Consider the following 21,588-nt stretch of genomic DNA (forward strand, 5'->3'; position numbering starts at 1 on the left):
TAAATCTTATGACATTACGCCCTCCATGTCAAGACGAGCAAACCCGTATGACAACGCTATGGCAGAAAATTTTTTCTCCATTCTCAAGGCAGAGTGTATCTACCGCCATAAACCAGCTTCATTCTGTGAAGCCAACGAGATGATTGACCGTTATATTTATTTTTACAACCATGAGCGCATCCAGTTAAAAACCGGAGAGCCGCCGCTTACGCGACGCCTCTCCACTTAAAACTTCATATTTTCCTACATAGAGGCCTTTTTGTGCTGTCCGCACAATCTGGAGCAGTTCGCTATCAGAAGGCCTTTTTGTATGTTATTAAAGGGACAAAGATGTCCGCAGGGTTTCCAGAAATTTTTGTGAAGCCTTTGTAAATGTCTGATATTTTTTCCAGATCAGCTGCATTTGCGGCGAAACCTGCACGGAAAGGGGGCGAAAACAGAGAGGACTGTCCTCGCTGATGTGAATGATATTGTCAAAACAGATGGCATATCCCATGCCTTCCTCCACCATGATGGAACCATTGAACAGCAGGTTATAAGTGCCGGCAATGGTGAGGTTTTTGGCATCCTTTCCGAAGATATGCGCCAGATGATCGTCCCGAAGCATCTGTCTGGAAGTGATGAGGGGATAGGGCAAAAGATCCTGTGGGGCGATGACTGCCTTTTTGGCAAGGGGCGCATCCTTGGGCATCAGTACGCCGAAGGTGTCTACAGCAGGCAAAGGGAGAAAATCATAGCGGGATGTGTCAATCTCCCCGAATATCAGGGCAAAGTCAATGAGCCCATGATCCAGTTCTTCCAGAACGGTGGTCTTGTCGCCGCTGACAATGTGGAAATGTACCAAAGGGTATTGTTTTTGCAGGGCATGAGCCGCTCGAATCAAAGGGCGGATGCCTTCTGTTTCTCCGGCGCCAATGTGGATGTTGCCCGCAATGATTTCTGTGGAACAGGCGATTTCCTCCTGAGCTTTTTCCAGCAGCTCCATAACTTCTTGGGCGCGTTTCCGCAGGATCATCCCTTCTTCTGTGAGGGTGATTTTTCGATTGCCTCGCAGGAATAATGTTTTCCCCAATTCTTCTTCCATTTCTTTCAGCTGCCGTGAAAGTGTGGGCTGGGACAAATGGAGCGCCTGAGCGGCGGCAGAAATGCTCTGTTCTCTGGCAACGGTGAGAAAATATTGCAGTACACGAAGTTCCAAGGGCAAGACCTCCTTTTTTACTTGGAATTATAACATGTTTTACCATGCCTGAAAAGCATAACAATCTATTTGATATAAGTATTTGTTCTTTGAATGGGAAGCGGATATAATGATGCTAAGGAAGTGCAGGCTGCAAAAAGTACGATGAATGGGGGGAAAGCTATGAAAAGAAAGCGAACCATAAAAGTATTTTGTTTTACGGCTATTTTGATGTGTGCCCTGGTGCCTAGTCTGTGGATTTCCATGAATATTCCAGATGAAAGGACAACGGCAGAAGCACCGGAACAGACAGTTATGGAGGAGGAAGTGCAGATGGAAAAGATGCAGATTGTGATCGGACAGAAAACTTATAACGTTTCCCTTTATGAGAATGAAACGACAAAATCTCTGAAAGAGATGCTGCCCATGACAGTTTCTATGGAAGAACTCAACGGCAATGAAAAATATACTTATCTTTCTCAATCCTTGCCCACAGATCGGGTATATCCGGGGCAGATTCACACAGGTGATCTGATGCTTTACGGTTCAGATTGTCTGGTGCTGTTTTATGAAGATTTTGCCACAAGCTATGGTTATACGCCTTTGGGCAAGGTGGATGACCCTGTCGGTTTGGCAGAAGCCGTAGGCAGTGGGGCAGTGGAAGTGACTTTTCAGATGGGAGTGGAATAAACAATGAATATTCTGGTATTGAACGGCAGCCCGCGGAAACACGGGAATACAGCCTTTATGATTGATGCCTTTCTGGATGGGGCAAAACAGCAGGGACATCATGTGGATGTGATTTCTGTTTGCGAAAAGAATATTAATGGCTGTTTGGCTTGTGAATACTGTCATACAAAAGGAAATGGTGCCTGCATCCAGCAGGATGACATGCAGGAAATTTATCCTTTATTGCAGGAAGCGGAAATGGTTGTATTGGCGTCCCCAGTGTATTATCATGGATTTAGTGGGCAGTTACAGTGTGCCATCAATCGAATCTATGCGCTGGATAAACCGAAAAAATTGAGAAAAGCCGCATTGTTCCTGTCTTCCGGCAGTGACAGCGTATACGACGGCGCTATTTATGCTTACGAAAATTCCTTTATCCAGTATTTGGGACTGGAAAACATGGGGATTTTTAAAGCCTATGACCTGCAGAATCAGTCGGAAGCCCTGCGGAAAGAACTCTTTGCTTTTGGCAGTTCTTTGGAAAATATGCCTTTGTCACTGGAAGAATTTCTGGCAGTTATGGATAGCGGCAAAGAAGTTGTGGCAGGTTCCGACGTGCATCAGTGCATGCATGTGCTGGCACAGGAAGCCTTGAAAATCACAGCAAAGCTCAACAATGCTTACCATACGCCGGAGGAAATCACAGAATTGTTCTGCAAATTGACAGGAAAAAACGTTGGGGAAAATTTTGCAGTCTTTCCGCCTTTCTATACAGACTGCGGAAAGAATCTGACCATTGGGAAAAACGTATTTTTCAACAGCGGATGCAGAATGCAGGATCAGGGCGGCATCACCATCGGCGACGGCACCCTGCTGGGACATAACGTGGTTCTGGCAACACTGAACCATGACAAAAATCCAGAAAAAAGAGGAAATATGCACCCCGCAGCCATCCATATTGGAAAAAATGTGTGGATTGGCGCCAACGCAACCGTTCTGCCGGGGGTGACCATCGGTGATGGTGCCATTGTAGCGGCAGGCGCGGTGGTTTCCAAAGATGTAGCGGCAAATACCATTGTGGGCGGTGTACCTGCAAAAATCATCGGAAATGTAGAGAAATAAGGAAGAATAGAAGATGTTAGGAAATTTCTATTATAGCAACCCTACAAAGCTGTATTTTGGGGAAGATGCTTTGCAGAATCTGGAAGCGGAATTGCAGAAATACGGCGATACCGTACAGCTGATTTACGGCGGCGGTTCCATCAAAAAAAGCGGACTCTATGACCAGATTATCGAAATCCTCATCGCATGCGGAAAAACCATTGTGGAAGACGGCGGCGTCATGCCCAACCCAACAATCAAAAAAGTATACGACGGCTGTCAAAAAGCAAAAGAAAACGACGTTGACCTGCTTTTGGCTGTAGGCGGAGGTTCTGTATGCGACTACGCAAAAGCTGTTTCTGTTTCCACATGGTGCGAAGAAGACCCTTGGGATAAGTATTATCTGCGTATGGAAGATGTGGATAACCGTATCATTCCTGTGGGCTGTGTGCTGACAATGGTGGGAACCGGCTCTGAAATGAACGGCGGCTCTGTTATCACCAACCATGAACAGAAATTGAAAATTGGGCATGTCTTTGGAGATAATGTATTCCCCAAGTTTGCCATTCTGAACCCGAAACTGACTTACACACTGCCCAAATGGCAGATGGTATCCGGCATTTACGATATCATGAACCATATCACAGAACAGTATTTCTCCGGCGATGATGATAACACCACCGATTATATCGCCGAAGGTCTGATGCGTTCTTTGATTCACAGCAGCCGTATTGCTGTCAAAGACCCCGAAAACTACGAAGCCCGCAGCAATATCATGTGGACAGCAACATGGGCGCTGAATACACTGTTGGATATGGGCAAAACCACCGACTGGATGGTACACATGATTGGGCAGTCCATTGGCGCTTATACAGATGCTACCCACGGTATGACATTGTCTGCCGTTTCCATTCCTTATTATCGTGCCATCTGCCCTTATGGTTTGCAAAAATTTAAACGTTTTGCCATGAATGTATGGGATGTAAATCCAGAAGGCAAAACCGATGAAGAAATCGCTGATGAAGGTCTGAAAGCCATGGAAAGCTGGATGCGGGAACTGGGTCTGGTTATGAACATCCGTGAACTGGGTGTTACAGAAGACATGCTGCCTGGCATCGTCAAAGGTACTTTCATTTTGGATGGCGGCTATAAAGTGCTGACAGAAGATGAAATCATGGAAATTCTGAAAGAAAGCATGTAAAACATTTTCAATATAACAAAAACCCCTTTGCCAAGAAATTGGAAAGGGGTTTTCAGGGTGTCGAAAAAGTCGACACCCTGTCGTCAAAGTCTCATTTCATTCAAGACTTTGACGAATAGACAGAAGTATAAAGCCAAAGTTCCATCGGCTAAAAGCCTTGAAACTTTGGCTTTTCCTCGTCAGAAGTGAATTCTGACTGCGGATTTCAGTTGGGGAACGCTTTGTTCCCCAAGCCCTTCCGCGCCCTTGAAAAAATTTAATTTTTCAGGGGAGTAAAGAATTTCTATCAAAGCTGAACCGTTGTCCAGTCCTCGCAGTTCCAGACTTCTGTCACCACGTCCTGATAAAATTCCGGTTCGTGACAGATCAGCAGGATGCTGCCTTTGTATGCTTTCAATGCACGTTTCAGTTCTTCTTTTGCGTCCACGTCCAAGTGGTTGGTAGGTTCGTCCAGCAGCAATACATTTGTTTCGTTGTTGATGAGTTTGCACAGGCGGACTTTTGCCTGTTCGCCGCCGCTGAGGACTTTTACCATGCTTTCAATATGCTTGGTGGTCAAGCCGCATTTTGCCAGAGCGGAACGGACTTCATACTGGGTGTAGGAGGGGAATTCCTTCCAGATTTCGTCGATACAAGTCACGTTATCGGTGTATTTCTTTTCTTGCTCAAAATAGCCGGGATAGAGATAATCTCCAAGAGTGGTTTTGCCGCTGATGGGAGGTATTTCCCCAATGATAGATTTGAGCAGAGTGGTTTTCCCAATCCCATTGGCGCCTACTAGAGCGATTTTCTGTCCACGTTCCATGGAAAGGGTGAGAGGACGGGAAAGGGGCTTGTCATAGCCAATGACAAGGTCTTCTGTCTGGAAGATATATCTGCCGGAAGCACGGGCTTCTTTGAAATTGAATTCCGGCTTGGGTTTTTCCTTTGCCAGTTCGATGACATCCATTTTATCCAGTTTTTTCTGGCGGCTCATTGCCATGTTTCTGGTGGCAACACGGGCTTTGTTTCTGGCAACGAAGTCTTTTAGATCTTCGATTTCCTGCTGCTGTTTCCGGTAAGCCGCTTCCAGCTGAGCTTTTTTCATTTCATAGACTTCCTGGAATTTTTCGTAGTTGCCTACATAGCGGTTCAATTCCGCGTTTTCCACATGATAAATGAGGTTTACTACGCTGTTGAGGAAAGGAATGTCGTGAGAAATGAGGATAAAGGCGTTTTCGTAGTCGATGAGATACCGTTTCAGCCATTCGATGTGGTTTTCATCCAGATAGTTGGTCGGTTCGTCCAGCAGGAGGATGTCCGGTTTTTCCAATAACAGTTTGCCCATGAGGACTTTGGTGCGCTGACCGCCGGAAAGCTCTGTGACGTCTTTATCCAGACCGATGTCTGTCAGACCCAATGCACGACCGATTTCTTCCACTTTGGAATCAATGATATAGAAGTCATGGTGTTCCAGCAGTTCCTGAATGCTGCCTGTTTCTTCCATCAGGAAATTCATCCGTTCTTCGTCAGCTTCTGCCATTTCCGCATAATAGCCGTTCATCTGAGCTTCCAAGTCAAAGAGAAAGGCAAAGGCGGACTGGAGCACATCCCGGATGGTCTGACCTTTTTCCAGTACGGCGTGCTGATCCAGATAGCCTACACGGACGTTCTTGGACCATTCGATCTTTCCTTCGTCGGGCATAAGTTTGCCGGTGATGATATTCATAAATGTGGATTTTCCTTCGCCGTTGGCACCGACAAAGCCAACATGTTCCCCTTTGAGCAGGCGGAAAGAAACGTCTGTGAAAATGGCTCTGTCGCCGAAGCCGTGGCTCAGTTTTTCTACATTCAAAATGCTCATGAAAGTTCTCCTTTTTCGATAATCTGTTCTAATACAATGGCTGCGCCAAAATCATCACAGCTTTTGGTGACAAAATCAGCGACTTTTTTGATATGGTCTTCGCCGTTTTCCATGGCAACGCCGGTGCCGGCAAATTCCAGCATAGGCAGGTCGTTATCCCTGTCCCCAAGGGCAAGGACGTTTCCCCGGGGGATGTCCAGAATGCCGCAAAGGTGGGAGAGGGCATGGGCTTTTGTTGCCATGAGGCTGGTGACTTCAATGTTCTTTTCGGAGGAAGCTGTGACAGAAGCTAGCCCCGTTTCCTTTAATGTCTGCCAGATATGGTCTTTCAGTTCCATATCGCTGAAAACAAGATTGATGTTTTCAAGAATATCCTTCTGTTTTTCCAGCGCGCCCCAGAAGTCAGAGAGAGGAATTCTGGTGGCACGGGTATACTTCATATGGGTATCCGTCAGGTGATAACGGGAAAGGTTGTCGTATGCATCCTGAGAAATATACGCCTTTCCGTCAATGAAAAACTCCGTCAGTATGGGAAGTCCCTTTACGGTTTTTACGGTCTTTTCCACGGCTTCCGCTGAGAGAAGGCTCTGAAAAAGATTCTGTTTTTGTTCCGCGTCATAAACTGCCGCGCCGTTGCTGGTGATGACATACTTCAGAAAGGGCAGTTCTTTGACGCATGTGGGCAGTGCGGCAAAAGGTCTGCCTGTGGAGGGCACAAAAAAAATGCCCATTTCATGAATGGAAGTCAGCGCCTTTTGCAGACGGGGGGTGATTTCTTTTTGACTTGTCAGTAATGTGCCGTCCAGATCGGAGGCAATGAGTTTGATTTTGTTCATAAAAAAACGCCTCTATCCTTTAAACAATATAGATTCCATATGTCATATCTTTTTATTTTAGCAAAGAATGAATGGGGAAACAATAGGCGAAAGCCTTGTTTTTGCTGGGATACCGTTTTTTTCTGTACGTTAAGGAAAATATAGGGAAATTTGATTCTTTGTCTTGAACATTTCAGAAAATTATGATACGATGATTGCAAAGTGAATCATGTGTAACGAAATTCTATTGGGGTGATGTCATAAAATAACTCCAATACTGGCTTTTAAAAAGCATTCGGGACGGGAAACCTGGTTATTGGAACCAGGCTTTTTTTGTTCATGGGCATGATTCCAAAAGGCAAAGATGGTGTGAGCAGCAGAAAGGAGACAAACATGGAAAGAACAGTGGCAACTTTGAAGGAAAGAATTCGTGCCGGCAGCGCAAAAATCCCCGCAGAAAAGGTGATTCGCGGCGGTATGCTGGTAAACGTTATGTCCAGCGAAATTTATCCCGCGGATATTGCTGTCTATAAAGATATGATTGCGGCAGTGGGTGATGTGGAACCTTATATCGGTCCTGATACAGAAGTTATCGACGCAACAGGCAAATATCTGGTACCCGGTCTGATTGACGGTCATATCCACAGCGAATGCAGCAAACTGAGTATCACAAGCTATGCAAAAGCAGTTGTGCCTCACGGTACCACCAGCATGATTTCCGGTCTGGATGAATACATTTCCGTATCCAATCTGGAAGGTCTGCAGGAAATTTTCGCAGAAATCAAACAGAGTCCTTTGAAAGTGTTCTGGGGCGCTCCTTATAAAACACCTTATACCGTTCCTCAGTCTACTGTATCTTTCAACTTCAACAAAGATGTTCATGAAATGGTACAGAAATGGCCTGAATGCTACGGCGTATGGGAAACAGTAACAGAATTCGTACAGGAAGAAGACGAAGACACACTGGGCGCAATTGCAGAAGCATACAAAAACAATCTGCCCGTATTTGGCTGCGCACCTATGGCAAGAGGCACAAAACTGAATGGCTACCTGTGCAGCGGCGTGCGTCTGGATCACGAAAGCTATGATCACGAAGAAGTAGTGGAAAAAATGCGTAAAGGTATGCACATGCTCATCCGTGAATCCTGTGTAACACACTTCCTGGCAGAAAACATCCGTGCGGTGACAGAAGTAAACCCTGCTTTCGCCCGTCGTGTAAGCTTCTGCACAGACGACGTAACAGCAACAGACATCCTGAGCAAAGGTCACCTGGATCATGTGGTACGTCTGGCAATCCAGGCTGGCGTTGATCCCATGACAGCCATCCAGATGGCTACTATCAACAGCGCGGAAGCATACCGCATCGACCATCTGGTTGGTTCCATCTGCCCCGGCAGAATCGCGGATATTCTGTTTGTAGATAATCTGGAAGAATTCACCGTTGCAAAAGTTATGACAAACGGTCAGATGGTAGCGGAAAACCATCACATTTCCTATGAATTGAAAGCACCTGCAAGAAGCCCTATCTTCAAAGGTCAGCTCAAATGCAAAATGACAACAAAAGAAGATTTCGAATACAAAGTGCCTATCCAGAACGGCAAAGCAAAAGTGCTGTCTATGGATGTAAAAGGTCCCTTCGTTCGTAAGAGACGCGATGTAGAACTGAAAGTTGTAAACGGCGTGATCCAGCCTGATACCCAGCAGGATGCGATCATGGTTTCCGTTCTGGAAAGATTCGGCAAAAACGGCAACAAATCTCTGGCATTCTGCTCCGGCTGGAAACTGAAAAACGGCGCTATGGCTTCTACCTGCGCACCTGACGATAACAACCTGGTTGTTATGGGTTCCAGCGCAGAAGATATGTCCATCGCTGTGAACCATCTGATTGAACAGGGCGGCGGTCAGGTTGTTGTAGAAAACGGCAAGGTTATCGAATTCCTGCCTCTGCCTGTAGGCGGTATCGTTAGTGACGAAGAACCTGAAGTAATCGCAGAACTGGAAAAGAAAATCGACGAAGCGGCAAGAAGAATCGGCTCCGATCTGCCCAACCCTATGATGTACATGTTCTTCCTGCCCATTACAGCAATCCCTGACTATGCTCTGACAGACGTTGGTCCTGTGGATTACTGCGCATTGACCACCTATGATCCCGTTTTGGAACTGGTAGAAGAATGAGAGAAGGGGTTGCCATGAAGAAAGAAGAACTGAGAAAACTGATCCTCACAGCAAAAGGCGCTGTGGAAGCGGATGTTGTTATCAAGAACTGTAAAGTGGTAAACGTATTTACTGGTGAAATCCAGGAAGGTGATATTGCCATTTCCGGCGACCAGATTGCAGGCGTTGGGCAGTATCAGGGAAAAGTGGAAGTGGATGCCGGCGGCAGATATGCCGCTCCCGGCTTCATCGACAGCCATATCCATATTGAATCCTCTTATGTAAGCCCCGAAGAACTGGGCAGACTGCTGGTGCCTCATGGCGGTTGTACCATCATCGCAGACCCTCATGAAATCGTGAATGTAATGGGCATTCAGGCACTGGACTACATGATGGAAGCGGCAAAGAACACCAAAATGGACGTGAAATATATGCTGCCTTCCTGCGTACCTGCCACACCTTTTGAACATGCTGGTCTGGTACTGGGCGCAGATAAAATGGAAGAACCCATTGAACGTGAAAATATTCTGGGTCTGGGCGAATTCATGAATTTCCCCGGCGTTTTCAATGCCGATGATGATACATTGGATAAACTGATGGTTGCTAAAAACGCAGGCAAACTCATTGACGGTCATTCTCCCGGTCTGACAGGCAAAAACCTGACCGCTTATGCCAGTGCCAGAATCCAGGGCGACCATGAATGTGCAACCGTGGAAGATATGAAAGAACGTCTGAGTCTGGGTATGTATATCCTGCTGCGGGAAGGCTCTGCCTGCCATGACCTGCGCAGACTGCTCAAAGGCGTGACACCGGAAAACAGCCGCAGATGTCTGCTGTGCTCCGACGATAGACAGCCTAAAACCATCCTGCAGGAAGGTCACTTGGACAACCACCTGCGTATGTGCGTAGAAGAAGGCATTGACGCCATGACAGCCATCCGTATGGCAACACTGAATGCGGCAGAATGCTTTAGACTCTATGACAGAGGCGCCATCGCTCCCGGCTACCGTGCAGACGTTGTGCTGCTGGATGATCTGGAACAGTTCCATGTCCATAAAGTTTGGATTCGCGGGGAACTGGTGGCAGAAGAAGGCAAATATCTGCCGGAATTCAAAACCCACGATATTTCCACTGTACGCAACAGCGTGCATCTGAAAGATTTCTCTGTGGATAAATTCAAAATGCATCTGAAATCCGATCATGTCCATGTGATCACCATTCAGCCCGGCGGCGTTGTGACAAAGAAAGAAACAGCTCATATTCCTGTGGAAAACGGTGAATTTGTATTCTCTCCTGACAACGACATCGTGAAAGTTGCCGTTGTGGAACGTCATCAGATGACAGGTAATGTGGCATGCGGCTTCCTGAAAGGCTATGGCATCAAAGAAGGCGCTGTGGCACTGTCCATTGCCCATGACTCTCATAACATCATCGTGACAGGTGTCAGTGATGAAGAAATGGCATTTGCCGTAGAAAAACTGAAAGAACAGAACGGCGGTATCGTTCTGGTGAAAAACGGCGAAGTCATCGAAAGTATGCCAATGCCCATTGCAGGGCTCATGAGCGATCAGAGCGGCGAATGGGTAAAACAGAAACTCATCGACATTCACGACAAAGCATATAGCGAATTGGGCGTAGCAGGGGACGTAGAACCTGTTATGACACTTTGCTTTATGTCTTTGGCAGTTATCCCCGAAATCAAACTGACAGATATGGGTCTGTTTGATGTGGGCACATTCTCCTTCATTCCTGTGGAATGTGAAGCATAAAATATAAAAAAATCAGACCTCGTTTTCCTGTGGGAAGCGGGGTCTTTTTGTATAAATTCCGTGGGTTTTTATGCTGTTGTGTGTAGAATAAGATAGAAGGATCAATCAGGAACAGTGAAAGGGGGAACGGTATGAAAGAAGAGGATATCATTGCGAGGCTGAGAGATGGGGACAGTCAAGCGATGGAAGCATTGATGCAGCAGTACGGTCCTTTTCTGCGATATATTCTGACACCAATCCTGCCCAATGCCAGTGAACGGGAGGAGTGTTTTTCGGAAGTTATCGTGCGTATCTGGCAGAAGCAAGCGCAATATGACCCCGAAAAAGGTTCATGGAAAGCTTGGATAGCAGCCATTGCCAGAAATGCGGCGCTGAATTGGAACAGAAACCGAAAACAGACGGAATCTTTGTCAGAAGAAATACCCACAGACACCATGATACCAGAAGATATTCTGCTGCGAAAAGAACGGCAGAAAATATTGGAACAGGCGCTATTGCAAGTATCCCGTCAGGAACGTCTGCTTTTTTACAGAAAGTATTACTATATGCAATCCACAGCACAGATTGCCAGAGAACTTGGCATGACGGAACGGGCTGTGGAGGGAAAACTTTATCGTTTGAAAAAGAAATTGCGGGAATTGTTAGGAGGGGATACGGTATGAAACAAAGGATAGAGGATAATGAATTTGATGTTTGGCTGGAATCTAGTGTGCCGGAATTTTTGCCTGATGATATCGTAAAACAGGTTACACCATGGAAAAAAGCCGTGGGTCAGGTGTTGGCAGGTTTTGTCATGACTTCTCTTTTTCTGGATGTTTTTTACTTGGATATGATCCTTCCGGCAGTTGGTTATCTGCTTTCTTTCTGGGGTTTTTCAGCAATTTTTCGGGAAAATCGCTGGTTTCGTATCTGCGGCGGTATCACGGCTGTAAGAGGACTGTTTTTTCTGGTAAAGCTACTGCTTCCAGCGGAAATTTTTCTGGAATTGATCTATACAAAGACAGCTTTTCTCTTTGCTGCTGGATTTTATACCTATGGTGTTTTTGCTTTTCTCTTTTGCTTTTGGCTGGGACTTCGGACAGTGCAGCAAAAAGCAGGATTATCTCCCAAGGCGAAGGGCGTACTGGTTTTGATGCTGTGGTATCTCGTGTTTTATTTGCTGCGGATATTTTTTGGTTATTTAGGATTACTGCTCCCCATTGCATTGTTTGTGGTGTATGCTTTTGCGGTGCAGAGTGTGGCGAATATCATGAAGGAGTTGGAGGATGCAGGATATGTCATGGATATTGCGCCCACAAGAATTCCTAAGCAGATCAGTGGTATTTGTATTCTGGGACTGTTTTTTGCGGCAGCATTGCTTTAGTTTCTACAGTTTTTGGAGAAATCGGCATATCCAACAGATTCCTAGTATGCTACAATAAAGAAAAGGGCAGAAGGGGGCGCGGATATGCGGGATGAAGTGTGGATAGAAGCAGGAAAACGAATGATACTCCGGCAATTTTACATCAGAGAATCTATGCGCATTTTTCTCATGTTTGTCATGTGCATAGTGGTCAGTATCCTGTGGGCTGTGAGTACGGGACAAATGGTGGTTTTTCTCATAGCCATCGGGATTACAGCCCTTGTGATTCTGCGTATGGTGACCATTGGCAGCAGAGAATTTCGCAATACTTTTGCAGACTTATATCCGTCTAGACAAGAGCAAATTATCATAGACTATTTGCAGCCCCATACCATTTATCGGCTCTTTGGCGGAGAAGTCCACATGCTTTCTGATGCCATGATTTATCGGAGCGGTGCGAAATTGCTGCTCATACTGCCGGAGGAGGTGGATGTGATCAAGACCATGAAATATAGCGGAGAAAGCGCTTTTGTCCGCGGTGTTTGGATCACAACAGATACCATGAAAAAATATCGGCTGGAATTTATGTCAGGACAGCAGCAAAACATCAAACATATCGTCATGTGGTTGAAGCACAAAAAGCCGGAGATCACATGGCAAAGAAATTCCTGATAAAAAAGAAAGCTGAAATCTTTGGAAAAGGATTCCAGCTTTTTTATTGTTATGGGATTGAATTTCTTAAGAGCTGCTTGGGTGTCATTCTTGGTGTTGGGCAAGGAAGCTTTCCAAAGACTTTTGAAATGCCGCGTCCTGCTCCGGTGTGCGTTTTTTGATGTGACCGCCGCGGCTTTTTTTCTGGCGGCGCATTTCTCGGGAAATATGACGCTCAAAGAGCATACGGTCAATGGTGTCGTTGCCGTAAAAAAAGCCATTGGGATGAAGCACCGCGGCACCTTTTGTAAGAAACAGAGTGGCAAGACCATAGTCGGATGTGACGCACAAATCTTGTTTCTGCGCCAGATTTGCCAGCACCAGATCGGCACTATCTGCGCCTTTGTCCACGGTTTTGACGGTGACAAAAGGTTCCTCATAGAAAAGCTGGTGGGCAACATCGCAGACCATCAGCACTTCATTTTCATATTTCTTTGCAGCCCTGACGATGATTTCTTTTACAGGGCATGCGTCTGCGTCAACAAGGATTTTCATTTTTCTTCTCCTTTCTGGGGAGGTATCAGTTTACGCCGGAAATAGAGCACATCATCCATGGGATTTTCGTAATAGGCAGAAATTTCTTCAAACCCATTTCTGCGGTACAGGCGGATGGCGCTTTCCATAGGCAAAAGGGTATCCAGAACCATTTCTTCGTATCCGTCTGCTTCTGCCAGATTTACGATTTCGGTCAGCAAAGCCTGTCCTATGCCGTCTTTGCGATAAGCAGGCAATACATACAGCCGCTTCATTTCACAGCGAACAGCAGAATGACGGCAATAAGCCACACAGCCCACAACGTCGCCATGATCCGCAACAGCCGCCAAAAGTCTGCCTGCGGGAAAACCATATTTTTTCTGAAGGTCTGCCAGTTCTGCGCTGAGATTTTGAAAAGATAAATCCCGTCCCAGACTGTCGGTATATGCTACAATCAAACTTTTGACTTCTGTCAAATATGTAAAACCATCTGTAATTTTCATGGGAACAACTCCTTTGAAAACGATTTTTCTATATTATATGATAGAGGCGGTTTTTTCACAAGAGATGGAATGGGACTTTACGAATGGAGGGAAGATCAGTATAATGAGTACGTCAAAGGACTTTTGACAGAAAGGAACATGCTTATGAAAAAAGAACAATTGATCTGTCGGGGCTGCGGGAACGGATGCTTTCTGGAAGCAGTTCATGATGGAGATGCATTGATAGAATTGGCAGGAAATAGTTGTGACGGCGGACGACGCTATGCGACAGAACAACTTTTGCGAAACTACTTGCAAACTGTTTTGCCTACGGTTGACGGCAGAGAAGTGCAGGTCATTTCCAGAGAGAAAGTATCTCAGCCCATCCGTCTGCGCTGTCTGAAGGCGCTGGAAGGTATTGTGCTGGAAACGCCTGTGATTAAAGGCGAAATGGTGCTTTGTGATGCGGCAGATACAGGCGTGGATATTGTAGCTGCGGAGAATTTGTTTTAAGGGGTGAGAAACGTGATACGGTTTTATGGAGAAAAACCATATAGAGCGGCGGTGATCCATGGCGGTCCCGGGGATATTGGTGGTATGCGTCCTGTTGCGGAGCGGCTAGGTAAGACTTTTGGCGTTATGGAGCCTATACAGTCACAATACACGACCATTGCATTGGTCATGGAACTGCGGCGGCAGCTGGGGCTTCATATCAAAGAACCCATCACCCTTATCGGACATTCCTGGGGCGCGTGGCTGTCTTTGCTGGTGGCATCCTGCTATCCTTTTCTGGTGGAACGGGTGGTGCTGGTAGGCTGTCCTCCATTGGAGGAAATTTACGCGGGACATATCCATGAGCGGCGGATGAAACGTTTATCCAAAGAAGAACAGGAGCGTTTTATCTGGTATATGAAACATATGGCTGCCATCACTGCGGAGGGATGGGAAGACCTGCGACAATTGATGATTAAGGCAGACCATTATGCACAGAAACCAAATGCGTCTTCCTATACGCAAATGGATGGGAAAATGTATGAGCGTGTTTGGCCAGAAGCCATAGAAATGCGGCGCAACGGTAATTTGATGCGGTATATCCAGTCTGTTGCCTGTCCCATACATATCATCCATGGGGATTATGACCCCCATCCTTTAGAGGGTATCATCAATCCTCTGGACAGTTTGTGTATTCCTTATCGTTTGCAGATATTGCAAAAATGCGGACATGCGCCTTTTGACGAAATATTTGCGGAAGAACGGTTTTATCAGATTCTGGAGCAGATTTTACGCAGTTAAAGAAAAAACGGAAATCTCCTTTAGAGACTTCTTCATCAGAATACAAAGAAAGCTGAAATCCTAATGATACAGAGGATTTCAGCTTTCTTGTCTTTACTCAGTTTTATTTTGAACTGTTTTCTTCTAAAGACATCCGTTCTTTTTATGGAAAAATCAGAAGCCCATGTCTTCGCCTACCAGAATCACTTTGATTCTCTTAGCGGGGCGGCAAAGGCGGGTGATGAGGATTTCGTTGCAGATACATTCTTCGGAAGTGCAGTTGTGGCATCTGCCTGTGGTTGCGCAGGGAGTTTTGCCCATGAAACGCATGCTGTTGACAGGTGCAGCATAACCGCGGATACGTTTTACGGCAGCGTCCACATCTTTAGCAACTTTATTCATGCCGCAAATAACGATGACGTTTTTGGGACCGAAGCAGATGGCAGCAACACGGTTGCCTGTGCCATCGATGTTGACCATGATACCATCTTCAGAGATGGCGTTTGTGCTGGTCAGATAGTAATCTACCAACAGACCTTTCCGATGCAGTTCAGCCACTTCTGCGGGGGTTTTGCCCAGATCGCGGTCGATGACTTCATAATCACCTTCATGGAGGGCTTTTGTCAGACCCATTTCACGAATGGTTGTGGAACCGCCCCAGGATACGGAACTTTTTTCGGGAATCAGAGATACTGCTTTTTCCAGTGCTTCTGCCGCTGTGGGACAGTAATATGCTTCAAAGTGACGTTTTTCCAGATTTTCAACTAATGTTTTACCTAATAATTCATTGCGTAATTCCTTTGGTGTAGCCATGGAACAAGACTCCTTTCCAGATGTAAATTCTTTTGTAAACAACTTTATTTTAGCACAAAGCGGAAAACAGGCATAGCTTTTTTTATTTTTTTCCAAAAGTCATCTGTTTTTCTTGCAAAAGCGGAAGGTGCTGGTTTATCATAGAGATACTGAGGTTTTGAAATAAGGAGAAGAAGTATGGCTAAATATATCGAAAGCGCGCAGAATCGGCTGGTGAAACGGCTTCACGGCTTGAAACTGCGTAAAAATAGAGAAAAAGAACAGGTTTTTGTGGCAGAAGGCATCCGCTTTGTGGGAGAGATTCCAAAGGATTGGCCTGTGGAATGTTATGTGGTGTCTGCCTCTTATGCGGCAGAATATGACATCACGGAGCTGGAGAAACGGGCGGAAGTATATGTTCTGACAGATCACCTCTTTGCGGACGTGGCAGAAACGGAAAATCCCCAGGGGATTATGGCTATTTGCGGCAGAAAGGAATATGACCTTGCGGAAATGTTGGAAAAGAAAAACGCCTTTTTCCTTATGGCAGAAGAAATGAACGACCCCGGCAATCTGGGGACGGTCATCCGTACAGCAGACGCCTGTGCGGTGGATGCGATTTTCCTTTCTAAAGGAAGCGTAGACCTGTATAATCCCAAAACACTGCGGGCAACTATGGGTTCTGTGTTCCACATTCCCGTATTCCAGAATGTTTCTCTGGATGAAATGGCGACGGAACTGCGGGAACAGGGGATTCCCCTTTATGCGGCACATTTGCAGGGCAGACAGTATCCTTATAGTCTGAATCTGCGCCGTGCCTGCGCCTTCCTCATTGGCAATGAAGCCAGAGGTCTGTCGGAAGAAGCGGCAGCCCTTTGTGATAGCTATGTGAAAATTCCCATGCCGGGGCAGGCAGAATCCTTGAATGCGTCAGTGGCAGCGGCGGTGCTTCTATATGAAGTGGTGCGCCAGCGGCTTATTCCAAGACAGAATTAAAAAGAACAGGGAAGTACAAAATCTTATGAGATGGATTTTGTGCCTCCCTGTTTTTATTTTACAATATGCGGTTATTGATCTTCAACTTTCCGCCTTCGTAGGCTTTTTCTTCGCTGCCTGCGAATGTGGAGCGTTTTACAGTGTCTTTTCCGTATTTCATGCGGATCAGATCCATAGCAGCATCGGCTTTTTTCTGTTTGCTCCAGTCTGGTTCCAGCAGGGAAAGCTGCACACAGCCTTCGTCACAAAGCTTGCCTGCACGAATGCCTAAGAGCCGCAGGGGTTCGCCTTTCCAAGCGTGGTCGAAAACTTCTATGGCAGTTTCATAAACGGCGTTGGTGCAGTCGATGGCGTTGAGCAGCTGTTTTTGATGGGAATAGACCTGAAAATCCGATGTTTTCAGTGTGACAGCGATTTCCTGGGCACAAAGTTGGCTGCCCCGCAGACGAAGGGCAACGGTTTCGGAAAGAGCCAGAAGGATTTTGTGGGCAGTTTCCCGGTCTGTCACGTCATAGGCGACGGTGGTGCTGTTGCCGATGCTTTTCATTTCATGTACCTCTGTGGCTGCCGCTACAGGGCTGTCGTCCATACCGTTGGCAAAAGCGTGTAAGGTCATGCCAAAACTCTTAAATTCCCGTACCAGCAGGTCTGTGGGATATTTTGCCAAATCGCCAATGGTGCGGATACCCATTTTCCGCAGTTTTGGCGCTGTGCGTCTGCCGACCATAAACAGCTCAGAAACAGGCAGGGGCCATAACTTTTTCTCCAGCTCATCGGGAAAGAGGGTAATGATCTTATTGGGTTTTTCCAGTTCTCCTGCCATCTTTGCCAATAGCTTATTGCAGCTGATGCCGATATTTACCGTAAAACCAAGTTCCGTAAAGATGCGCTGCTGGATGGTTTTGGCTGCTTCCAGCGGTGGTCCAAAGAGGGCTTCCATGCCTGTATATTCCAAAAAACCTTCGTCAATGCTGAATTGCTCGATGCGGTCAGAATATTCACCCAAAAGTTGAAACATTTTTTCTGAGGAACGGGAATATAATGGAAAATCAGGAGGGATACAGACAAGCTCTGGGCATTTCTGCAATGCCATGCCTGTGGGTTCCCCAGTCTGGATGCCATATTTTTTGGCAGGGGTGCTTTTGGCAAGAATGATGCCTCGGCGGCTTTGTCCGTCACCGGCTACAGCAGAAGGAATTTCCCTAAGGTCAACGGTTTCGCCGTCTTTGAGCCGCTGGACGGCAGACCAGCTTAAAAAAGCACTGTTGACATCGATATGAAATATGATTCTGCTCATGGGGAACACCTCCTTTTGTTTTTTCTTTATTATATCATAGAAAGAAAAGAGAGGGGAAACTTAAAAAAACTTTCATTGTTTTACAAGGCACTTCCATTTATAATAGTAGTATGAGCATTGGCAAATCACAGGAGAAAGAATAGGTGATGACATTGAAAAACAATGGCAAAAAACTGCTGCTGGCAGGTTTGGCGGCAGGTGCGTTTTTATATTGGCAGGACAATGTACTGACAGTGACACAGATGACTTGCACCACCATGGTGCCGAAAGCATTTCACGGATATAAGATTCTGCATATTTCTGACTTGCAGAACAAAATGTTCGGCAAAAATCAGGAACGGCTTATCTATAAAGCAGAGTGTACAGCCCCTGATTTGATTGTTATTACAGGGGATCTCATTGACCGGAACAGAACAGATCTGGATGCGGCAATGGACTTGATTCGCGGCATTGTGAAACTGGCACCGGTCTACTATGTTTCTGGCAATCACGAGCATCAGTCCGGGTATTATGAGGACTTGGTGGAACTGCTGACAGCAGAAGGGGTGAAGGTGCTGGACAACGGCAAGAGCATTCTGGAGCGTGATGGCGATACCATCACACTGCTGGGATTGGCGGATAAAAGGGTAAATCCTCATTATGGCAAAATTTTGGATATGATGTGCAAAGGGCATGAGGATGATTTCAAACTGCTGTTGTGCCATCGCCCGGAACTTTTTGCGGATTATGTGGAAAGAGAAATTCCACTGGTATGCTGTGGTCATGCCCATGGCGGACAGATTCGTCTGCCTTTTATCGGCGGTTTATTTGCACCAAATCAGGGCTTTTTCCCTAAGTATACAGAAGGAATGCATCGAGCAGGGAAAACTTCCATGGCTGTCAGCCGTGGCTTAGGCAACAGCACTTTCCCTTTCCGCATCTTCAACCGTCCAGAATTGGTTGTGATTACTCTGTATCACAAAGGGGAAACAGACTATACAGAAACCACAACGGTATGATATACTGTTAAATGATTCTATCAATTTATAAAGAAAGAAGGAAAATGACATGGCAAAAAATCCTGTTGTAACATTTCAGATGAAAGACGGCGGCGTGATCAAAGCGGAACTGTATCCCGAAATCGCGCCTAACACAGTAAACAACTTTATCTCTCTGGTAAACCACAATTTCTATGATGGTCTGATTTTCCATCGTGTCATCAGAGGCTTCATGATTCAGGGCGGCTGCCCCGATGGCACAGGTATGGGTGGTCCCGGCTACACCATTCGCGGTGAATTCGCTTACAATGGCGTGAAAAACGATCTGAAACATACTGCAGGCGTACTGTCTATGGCACGCGCAATGCACCCCAACAGTGCAGGTTCTCAGTTCTTCATCATGCATGAAAACGCACCTCATCTGGATGGTCAGTATGCAGCTTTCGGTAAAGTGATCGAAGGCATGGATGTAGTAAACCGCATTGCAGAAACAAAAACAAGCCGCGGTGACAGACCTCTGGAAGATCAGGTAATGGAAAAAGTAACTGTGGATACATTCGGTGAAACATATCCCGAACCTGAAAAAATGTAATATGCGTAAAAAAAGCCGGAAAAGGATTCCGGCTTTTTTCTTTTGGTCTAATAGAAAAACTTTGGTAGAATTTCTACCAAAGTTTTTTTGTTATTGCCGATATAGTGTACCGTCATAATATGCCACCCATCCGGGATCCTGTTTCTTATCGCCCACCATTTGGAATGTTCCTTTATAAGTATCTCCATTTACGACTGTTGTGACATCTATGCTTACGCTTATGTTTTCGGTACAGGAACATACGGTTTCGTATTTAGAAATATGAATGGAATTTTCCGTACGAGCACCTGCCTTTAGTGTGTATGGAGCCAATTGTTTCCAAGTGAGGGCAGCACTGCTTGGTGGAGCATATGTGACTGTATCAGCGTTGGGGTCGGGTATTACGGTTATTTCGCAGTTCCTTAATTCCAATTCGGCACCAAAGATACAGTTGGAGCTTGCACCAAATATACTAATGATGCCAAAAGGAATGGATATGGAAAGGATGATGGCAAGAATGGGAATTTTTTGATATCGCATGATTGCCATAATTCTTTCTTTCATCACAAATTTTGAAAAACCGTTATAGAAAACCAATTGGTTTTGACGCTGACCATGGTTTTTTTCGACCAAATGAACCAACTGCAAAGCGTAGGTTTCTCTGTGTTCTTTCCCAAGGAGTTTTAAAACGCCGCGGTCACAAGCTACTTCCATATCTCGATTGATGTAATGATACATGATCCAAACAAATGGATTGAACCAATTGATCATGACAACAAGAATCAGGAAATACTGAATGATCTGGTGATGATATTTCAAGTGTATATATTCATGCAAAAGGGCTTCATCGAACATGTCAGCATGTGCTTTGTAAAATCCTTTTGGAAATAGGATCATCGGTTTGAGAATGCCGTAGGCAATGGGGGAGGCGATGGTTTCGTTCTCATATAAAAGATATTTCTTTGACAGACCGTAAGAGGATAAGATTTCATAGACCTCCTTTTCGTTTTCCATAGGAATGGAAGTCTGTTTGAGACGAATGGTTTTTTGAAAATCTGCAGCGAAAGTTTTTCCCACATACAAGACACCGCATATCCATACGATAAATAGTCTAAACAGAATCCGTTTGTTTTGCGATGCATCTACAATGATCGTTACAAGGTTGGAAAATATAGAATTAGATAATGACATGTGCAGAACATTTTCAATGAAATAGTAAAATGCATTATAAAAATTCTAATTTGAATATCAGTAAATTATGACCTCTCAACAGAGGTTACAGTGTTTTAATAAAATCCTCCAAAAGCCTTGAAAATAAAGGATTTATCGCAATGTGTCTGCCTTATCTCTTTATACGGTTACACACAAGTTTACTCTTTCCCTCATTGCTCATAAGGGCAAATACAAGGGCAAGAAAATCTCATAACAAGATATAACAAAGTGTGGCAATCGGAGAACTGTGATGTATGTGCGAATATATTATAACGGAGGATTTTTCAATGGACAAGTACATTTACGATGATAAAAATGGTCTGTGGTATGAACTGCAAGGAGATTATTATATCCCATGTCTTATCTTACCAGCCGAAAAAGAACAGCCTATTGGTTTGTGGGGACAGCGGCACTTGCGGTATCTGAAAGAATACCGCCGAGCCACCTACATAACCTTGTTCACAAGCGGCAGACTGAACAATTACCTTGCTGACATCGACAGGCAGGCGCAGGAACGCATGGAAAGGCTCACAGAGCAGATGAAACGGGTGCAGGGTATTACGGAGCAGTTAAAGGCGGAAAACGCTTTGGAATGGACACAGAGAATGAATAACATACGGGCGTGTGCAAAGGAGATTGTGGAAAAAGAAATCATCTTTGCATAAGAAGACAGCGGTAGGATTTAGTTTTCCTACCGCTGTTTCACTTAAATCAAAAAAATATATTGACATTT

General features: G+C 45.5%; 23 protein-coding genes and 1 pseudogene. 16 read left to right on the forward strand and 8 right to left on the reverse strand.

The window, feature by feature from the left end:
• Nucleotides 1–229: integrase core domain-containing protein (locus BUB35_RS10350; RefSeq protein WP_143158973.1), on the forward strand; the 229-nt coding region annotated here is incomplete at its 5' end.
• A gap of 87 nt (nucleotides 230–316) precedes the next feature.
• On the opposite strand, the gene BUB35_RS10355 is transcribed toward BUB35_RS10350, so the two are convergent.
• The gene (locus tag BUB35_RS10355) at nucleotides 317–1,198 is read right to left on the reverse strand and encodes a LysR family transcriptional regulator (protein WP_072851459.1); all 882 of its coding nucleotides are present in this window, start codon (nucleotides 1,196–1,198) and stop codon (nucleotides 317–319) included.
• Between the two features lie 162 nt (nucleotides 1,199–1,360).
• Between BUB35_RS10355 and BUB35_RS10360 the strand changes: the two genes are divergently transcribed.
• The 4 genes and pseudogenes from BUB35_RS10360 (at nucleotide 1,361) to BUB35_RS10375 (ending at nucleotide 4,148) form a co-directional block, all read left to right on the forward strand.
• Nucleotides 1,361–1,867, forward strand: a complete 507-nt coding sequence (locus tag BUB35_RS10360; RefSeq protein ID WP_242949238.1) for a cyclophilin-like fold protein — start codon at nucleotides 1,361–1,363, stop codon at nucleotides 1,865–1,867.
• A gap of 3 nt (nucleotides 1,868–1,870) precedes the next feature.
• Nucleotides 1,871–2,335: pseudogene (locus BUB35_RS20120) on the forward strand (flavodoxin family protein); the annotation flags it as partial.
• 63 nt (nucleotides 2,336–2,398) lie between these two features.
• Nucleotides 2,399–2,968 (forward strand): DapH/DapD/GlmU-related protein, encoded by a 570-nt coding sequence (locus BUB35_RS20125; protein ID WP_200777595.1) that lies wholly within the window; start codon nucleotides 2,399–2,401, stop codon nucleotides 2,966–2,968.
• A gap of 13 nt (nucleotides 2,969–2,981) precedes the next feature.
• Nucleotides 2,982–4,148, forward strand: a complete 1,167-nt coding sequence (locus BUB35_RS10375; RefSeq protein WP_072851461.1) for an iron-containing alcohol dehydrogenase — start codon at nucleotides 2,982–2,984, stop codon at nucleotides 4,146–4,148.
• 286 nt (nucleotides 4,149–4,434) lie between these two features.
• Here the strand turns inward: BUB35_RS10375 and BUB35_RS10380 are convergent, their stop codons facing one another.
• On the reverse strand, nucleotides 4,435–5,991 hold the full coding sequence (locus BUB35_RS10380; protein WP_072851463.1) for an ABC-F family ATP-binding cassette domain-containing protein: 1,557 nt from the start codon (nucleotides 5,989–5,991) through the stop codon (nucleotides 4,435–4,437).
• Nucleotides 5,988–6,827 (reverse strand): Cof-type HAD-IIB family hydrolase, encoded by an 840-nt coding sequence (locus tag BUB35_RS10385; protein ID WP_072851465.1) that lies wholly within the window; start codon nucleotides 6,825–6,827, stop codon nucleotides 5,988–5,990. Before BUB35_RS10385 ends, BUB35_RS10380 begins: the two co-directional genes overlap by 4 nt.
• 372 nt (nucleotides 6,828–7,199) lie before the next feature.
• Here BUB35_RS10385 and BUB35_RS10390 point away from each other — a divergent pair, with 372 nt between their 5' ends.
• The 5 genes from BUB35_RS10390 (at nucleotide 7,200) to BUB35_RS10410 (ending at nucleotide 12,743) form a co-directional block, all read left to right on the forward strand.
• Nucleotides 7,200–8,981 carry an adenine deaminase gene (locus BUB35_RS10390; protein WP_072851518.1) on the forward strand — a complete coding sequence of 594 codons (1,782 nt, stop codon included), beginning with the start codon at nucleotides 7,200–7,202 and terminating at the stop codon, nucleotides 8,979–8,981.
• Between the two features lie 14 nt (nucleotides 8,982–8,995).
• A complete protein-coding gene (gene ade, locus BUB35_RS10395; RefSeq protein WP_072851467.1) occupies nucleotides 8,996–10,729 on the forward strand; it encodes an adenine deaminase in 1,734 nt (577 codons plus the stop codon).
• Nucleotides 10,730–10,860: 131 nt separating this feature from the next.
• Complete coding sequence (locus BUB35_RS10400) at nucleotides 10,861–11,391, forward strand: RNA polymerase sigma factor (protein ID WP_072851469.1); 531 nt, start codon at nucleotides 10,861–10,863, stop codon at nucleotides 11,389–11,391.
• Nucleotides 11,388–12,092 (forward strand): hypothetical protein, encoded by a 705-nt coding sequence (locus tag BUB35_RS10405; RefSeq protein ID WP_072851471.1) that lies wholly within the window; start codon nucleotides 11,388–11,390, stop codon nucleotides 12,090–12,092. Before BUB35_RS10400 ends, BUB35_RS10405 begins: the two co-directional genes overlap by 4 nt.
• Before the next feature lie 84 nt (nucleotides 12,093–12,176).
• Complete coding sequence (locus tag BUB35_RS10410) at nucleotides 12,177–12,743, forward strand: hypothetical protein (RefSeq protein WP_072851473.1); 567 nt, start codon at nucleotides 12,177–12,179, stop codon at nucleotides 12,741–12,743.
• Between the two features lie 84 nt (nucleotides 12,744–12,827).
• Here BUB35_RS10410 and BUB35_RS10415 read toward each other — a convergent pair whose 3' ends face one another.
• Nucleotides 12,828–13,277, reverse strand: coding sequence for a YaiI/YqxD family protein (locus tag BUB35_RS10415; RefSeq protein ID WP_072851475.1), 450 nt, complete (start codon nucleotides 13,275–13,277; stop codon nucleotides 12,828–12,830).
• Nucleotides 13,274–13,759: a GNAT family N-acetyltransferase gene (locus BUB35_RS10420; RefSeq protein ID WP_072851477.1), complete on the reverse strand. Its 486-nt coding sequence runs from the start codon at nucleotides 13,757–13,759 to the stop codon at nucleotides 13,274–13,276. Before BUB35_RS10420 ends, BUB35_RS10415 begins: the two co-directional genes overlap by 4 nt.
• A gap of 144 nt (nucleotides 13,760–13,903) precedes the next feature.
• Here BUB35_RS10420 and BUB35_RS10425 point away from each other — a divergent pair, with 144 nt between their 5' ends.
• Nucleotides 13,904–14,251 carry a DUF1667 domain-containing protein gene (locus BUB35_RS10425; RefSeq protein ID WP_159432885.1) on the forward strand — a complete coding sequence of 116 codons (348 nt, stop codon included), beginning with the start codon at nucleotides 13,904–13,906 and terminating at the stop codon, nucleotides 14,249–14,251.
• A gap of 12 nt (nucleotides 14,252–14,263) precedes the next feature.
• Nucleotides 14,264–15,031, forward strand: coding sequence for an alpha/beta fold hydrolase (locus tag BUB35_RS10430; RefSeq protein WP_084730649.1), 768 nt, complete (start codon nucleotides 14,264–14,266; stop codon nucleotides 15,029–15,031).
• A gap of 153 nt (nucleotides 15,032–15,184) precedes the next feature.
• Here the strand turns inward: BUB35_RS10430 and BUB35_RS10435 are convergent, their stop codons facing one another.
• On the reverse strand, nucleotides 15,185–15,823 hold the full coding sequence (locus BUB35_RS10435) for a lactate utilization protein (protein ID WP_072851483.1): 639 nt from the start codon (nucleotides 15,821–15,823) through the stop codon (nucleotides 15,185–15,187).
• 177 nt (nucleotides 15,824–16,000) lie between these two features.
• On the opposite strand from BUB35_RS10435, the gene BUB35_RS10440 reads away from it, so the two are divergent.
• Nucleotides 16,001–16,798: a TrmH family RNA methyltransferase gene (locus BUB35_RS10440; protein ID WP_072851485.1), complete on the forward strand. Its 798-nt coding sequence runs from the start codon at nucleotides 16,001–16,003 to the stop codon at nucleotides 16,796–16,798.
• Nucleotides 16,799–16,856: 58 nt separating this feature from the next.
• Here the strand turns inward: BUB35_RS10440 and BUB35_RS10445 are convergent, their stop codons facing one another.
• Complete coding sequence (locus BUB35_RS10445) at nucleotides 16,857–18,095, reverse strand: DNA polymerase Y family protein (protein ID WP_072851488.1); 1,239 nt, start codon at nucleotides 18,093–18,095, stop codon at nucleotides 16,857–16,859.
• A 146-nt stretch (nucleotides 18,096–18,241) separates the two neighbouring features.
• On the opposite strand from BUB35_RS10445, the gene BUB35_RS10450 reads away from it, so the two are divergent.
• Together BUB35_RS10450 and BUB35_RS10455 are read left to right on the forward strand one after the other, a co-directional pair.
• Nucleotides 18,242–19,093, forward strand: a complete 852-nt coding sequence (locus tag BUB35_RS10450) for a metallophosphoesterase (RefSeq protein WP_072851490.1) — start codon at nucleotides 18,242–18,244, stop codon at nucleotides 19,091–19,093.
• A gap of 49 nt (nucleotides 19,094–19,142) precedes the next feature.
• A complete protein-coding gene (locus BUB35_RS10455; protein WP_072851492.1) occupies nucleotides 19,143–19,664 on the forward strand; it encodes a peptidylprolyl isomerase in 522 nt (173 codons plus the stop codon).
• A 90-nt stretch (nucleotides 19,665–19,754) separates the two neighbouring features.
• Here the strand turns inward: BUB35_RS10455 and BUB35_RS10460 are convergent, their stop codons facing one another.
• Nucleotides 19,755–20,834 carry a M56 family metallopeptidase gene (locus BUB35_RS10460; protein ID WP_072851494.1) on the reverse strand — a complete coding sequence of 360 codons (1,080 nt, stop codon included), beginning with the start codon at nucleotides 20,832–20,834 and terminating at the stop codon, nucleotides 19,755–19,757.
• A gap of 308 nt (nucleotides 20,835–21,142) precedes the next feature.
• On the opposite strand from BUB35_RS10460, the gene BUB35_RS10465 reads away from it, so the two are divergent.
• Nucleotides 21,143–21,520: a TnpV protein gene (locus BUB35_RS10465; RefSeq protein ID WP_002586617.1), complete on the forward strand. Its 378-nt coding sequence runs from the start codon at nucleotides 21,143–21,145 to the stop codon at nucleotides 21,518–21,520.
• Nucleotides 21,521–21,588 lie beyond the last annotated feature (68 nt).

The organism is Anaerotignum lactatifermentans DSM 14214 (genome assembly GCF_900142265.1).
GTDB classification, from domain to species: Bacteria; Bacillota; Clostridia; order Lachnospirales; family Anaerotignaceae; genus Anaerotignum; species Anaerotignum lactatifermentans.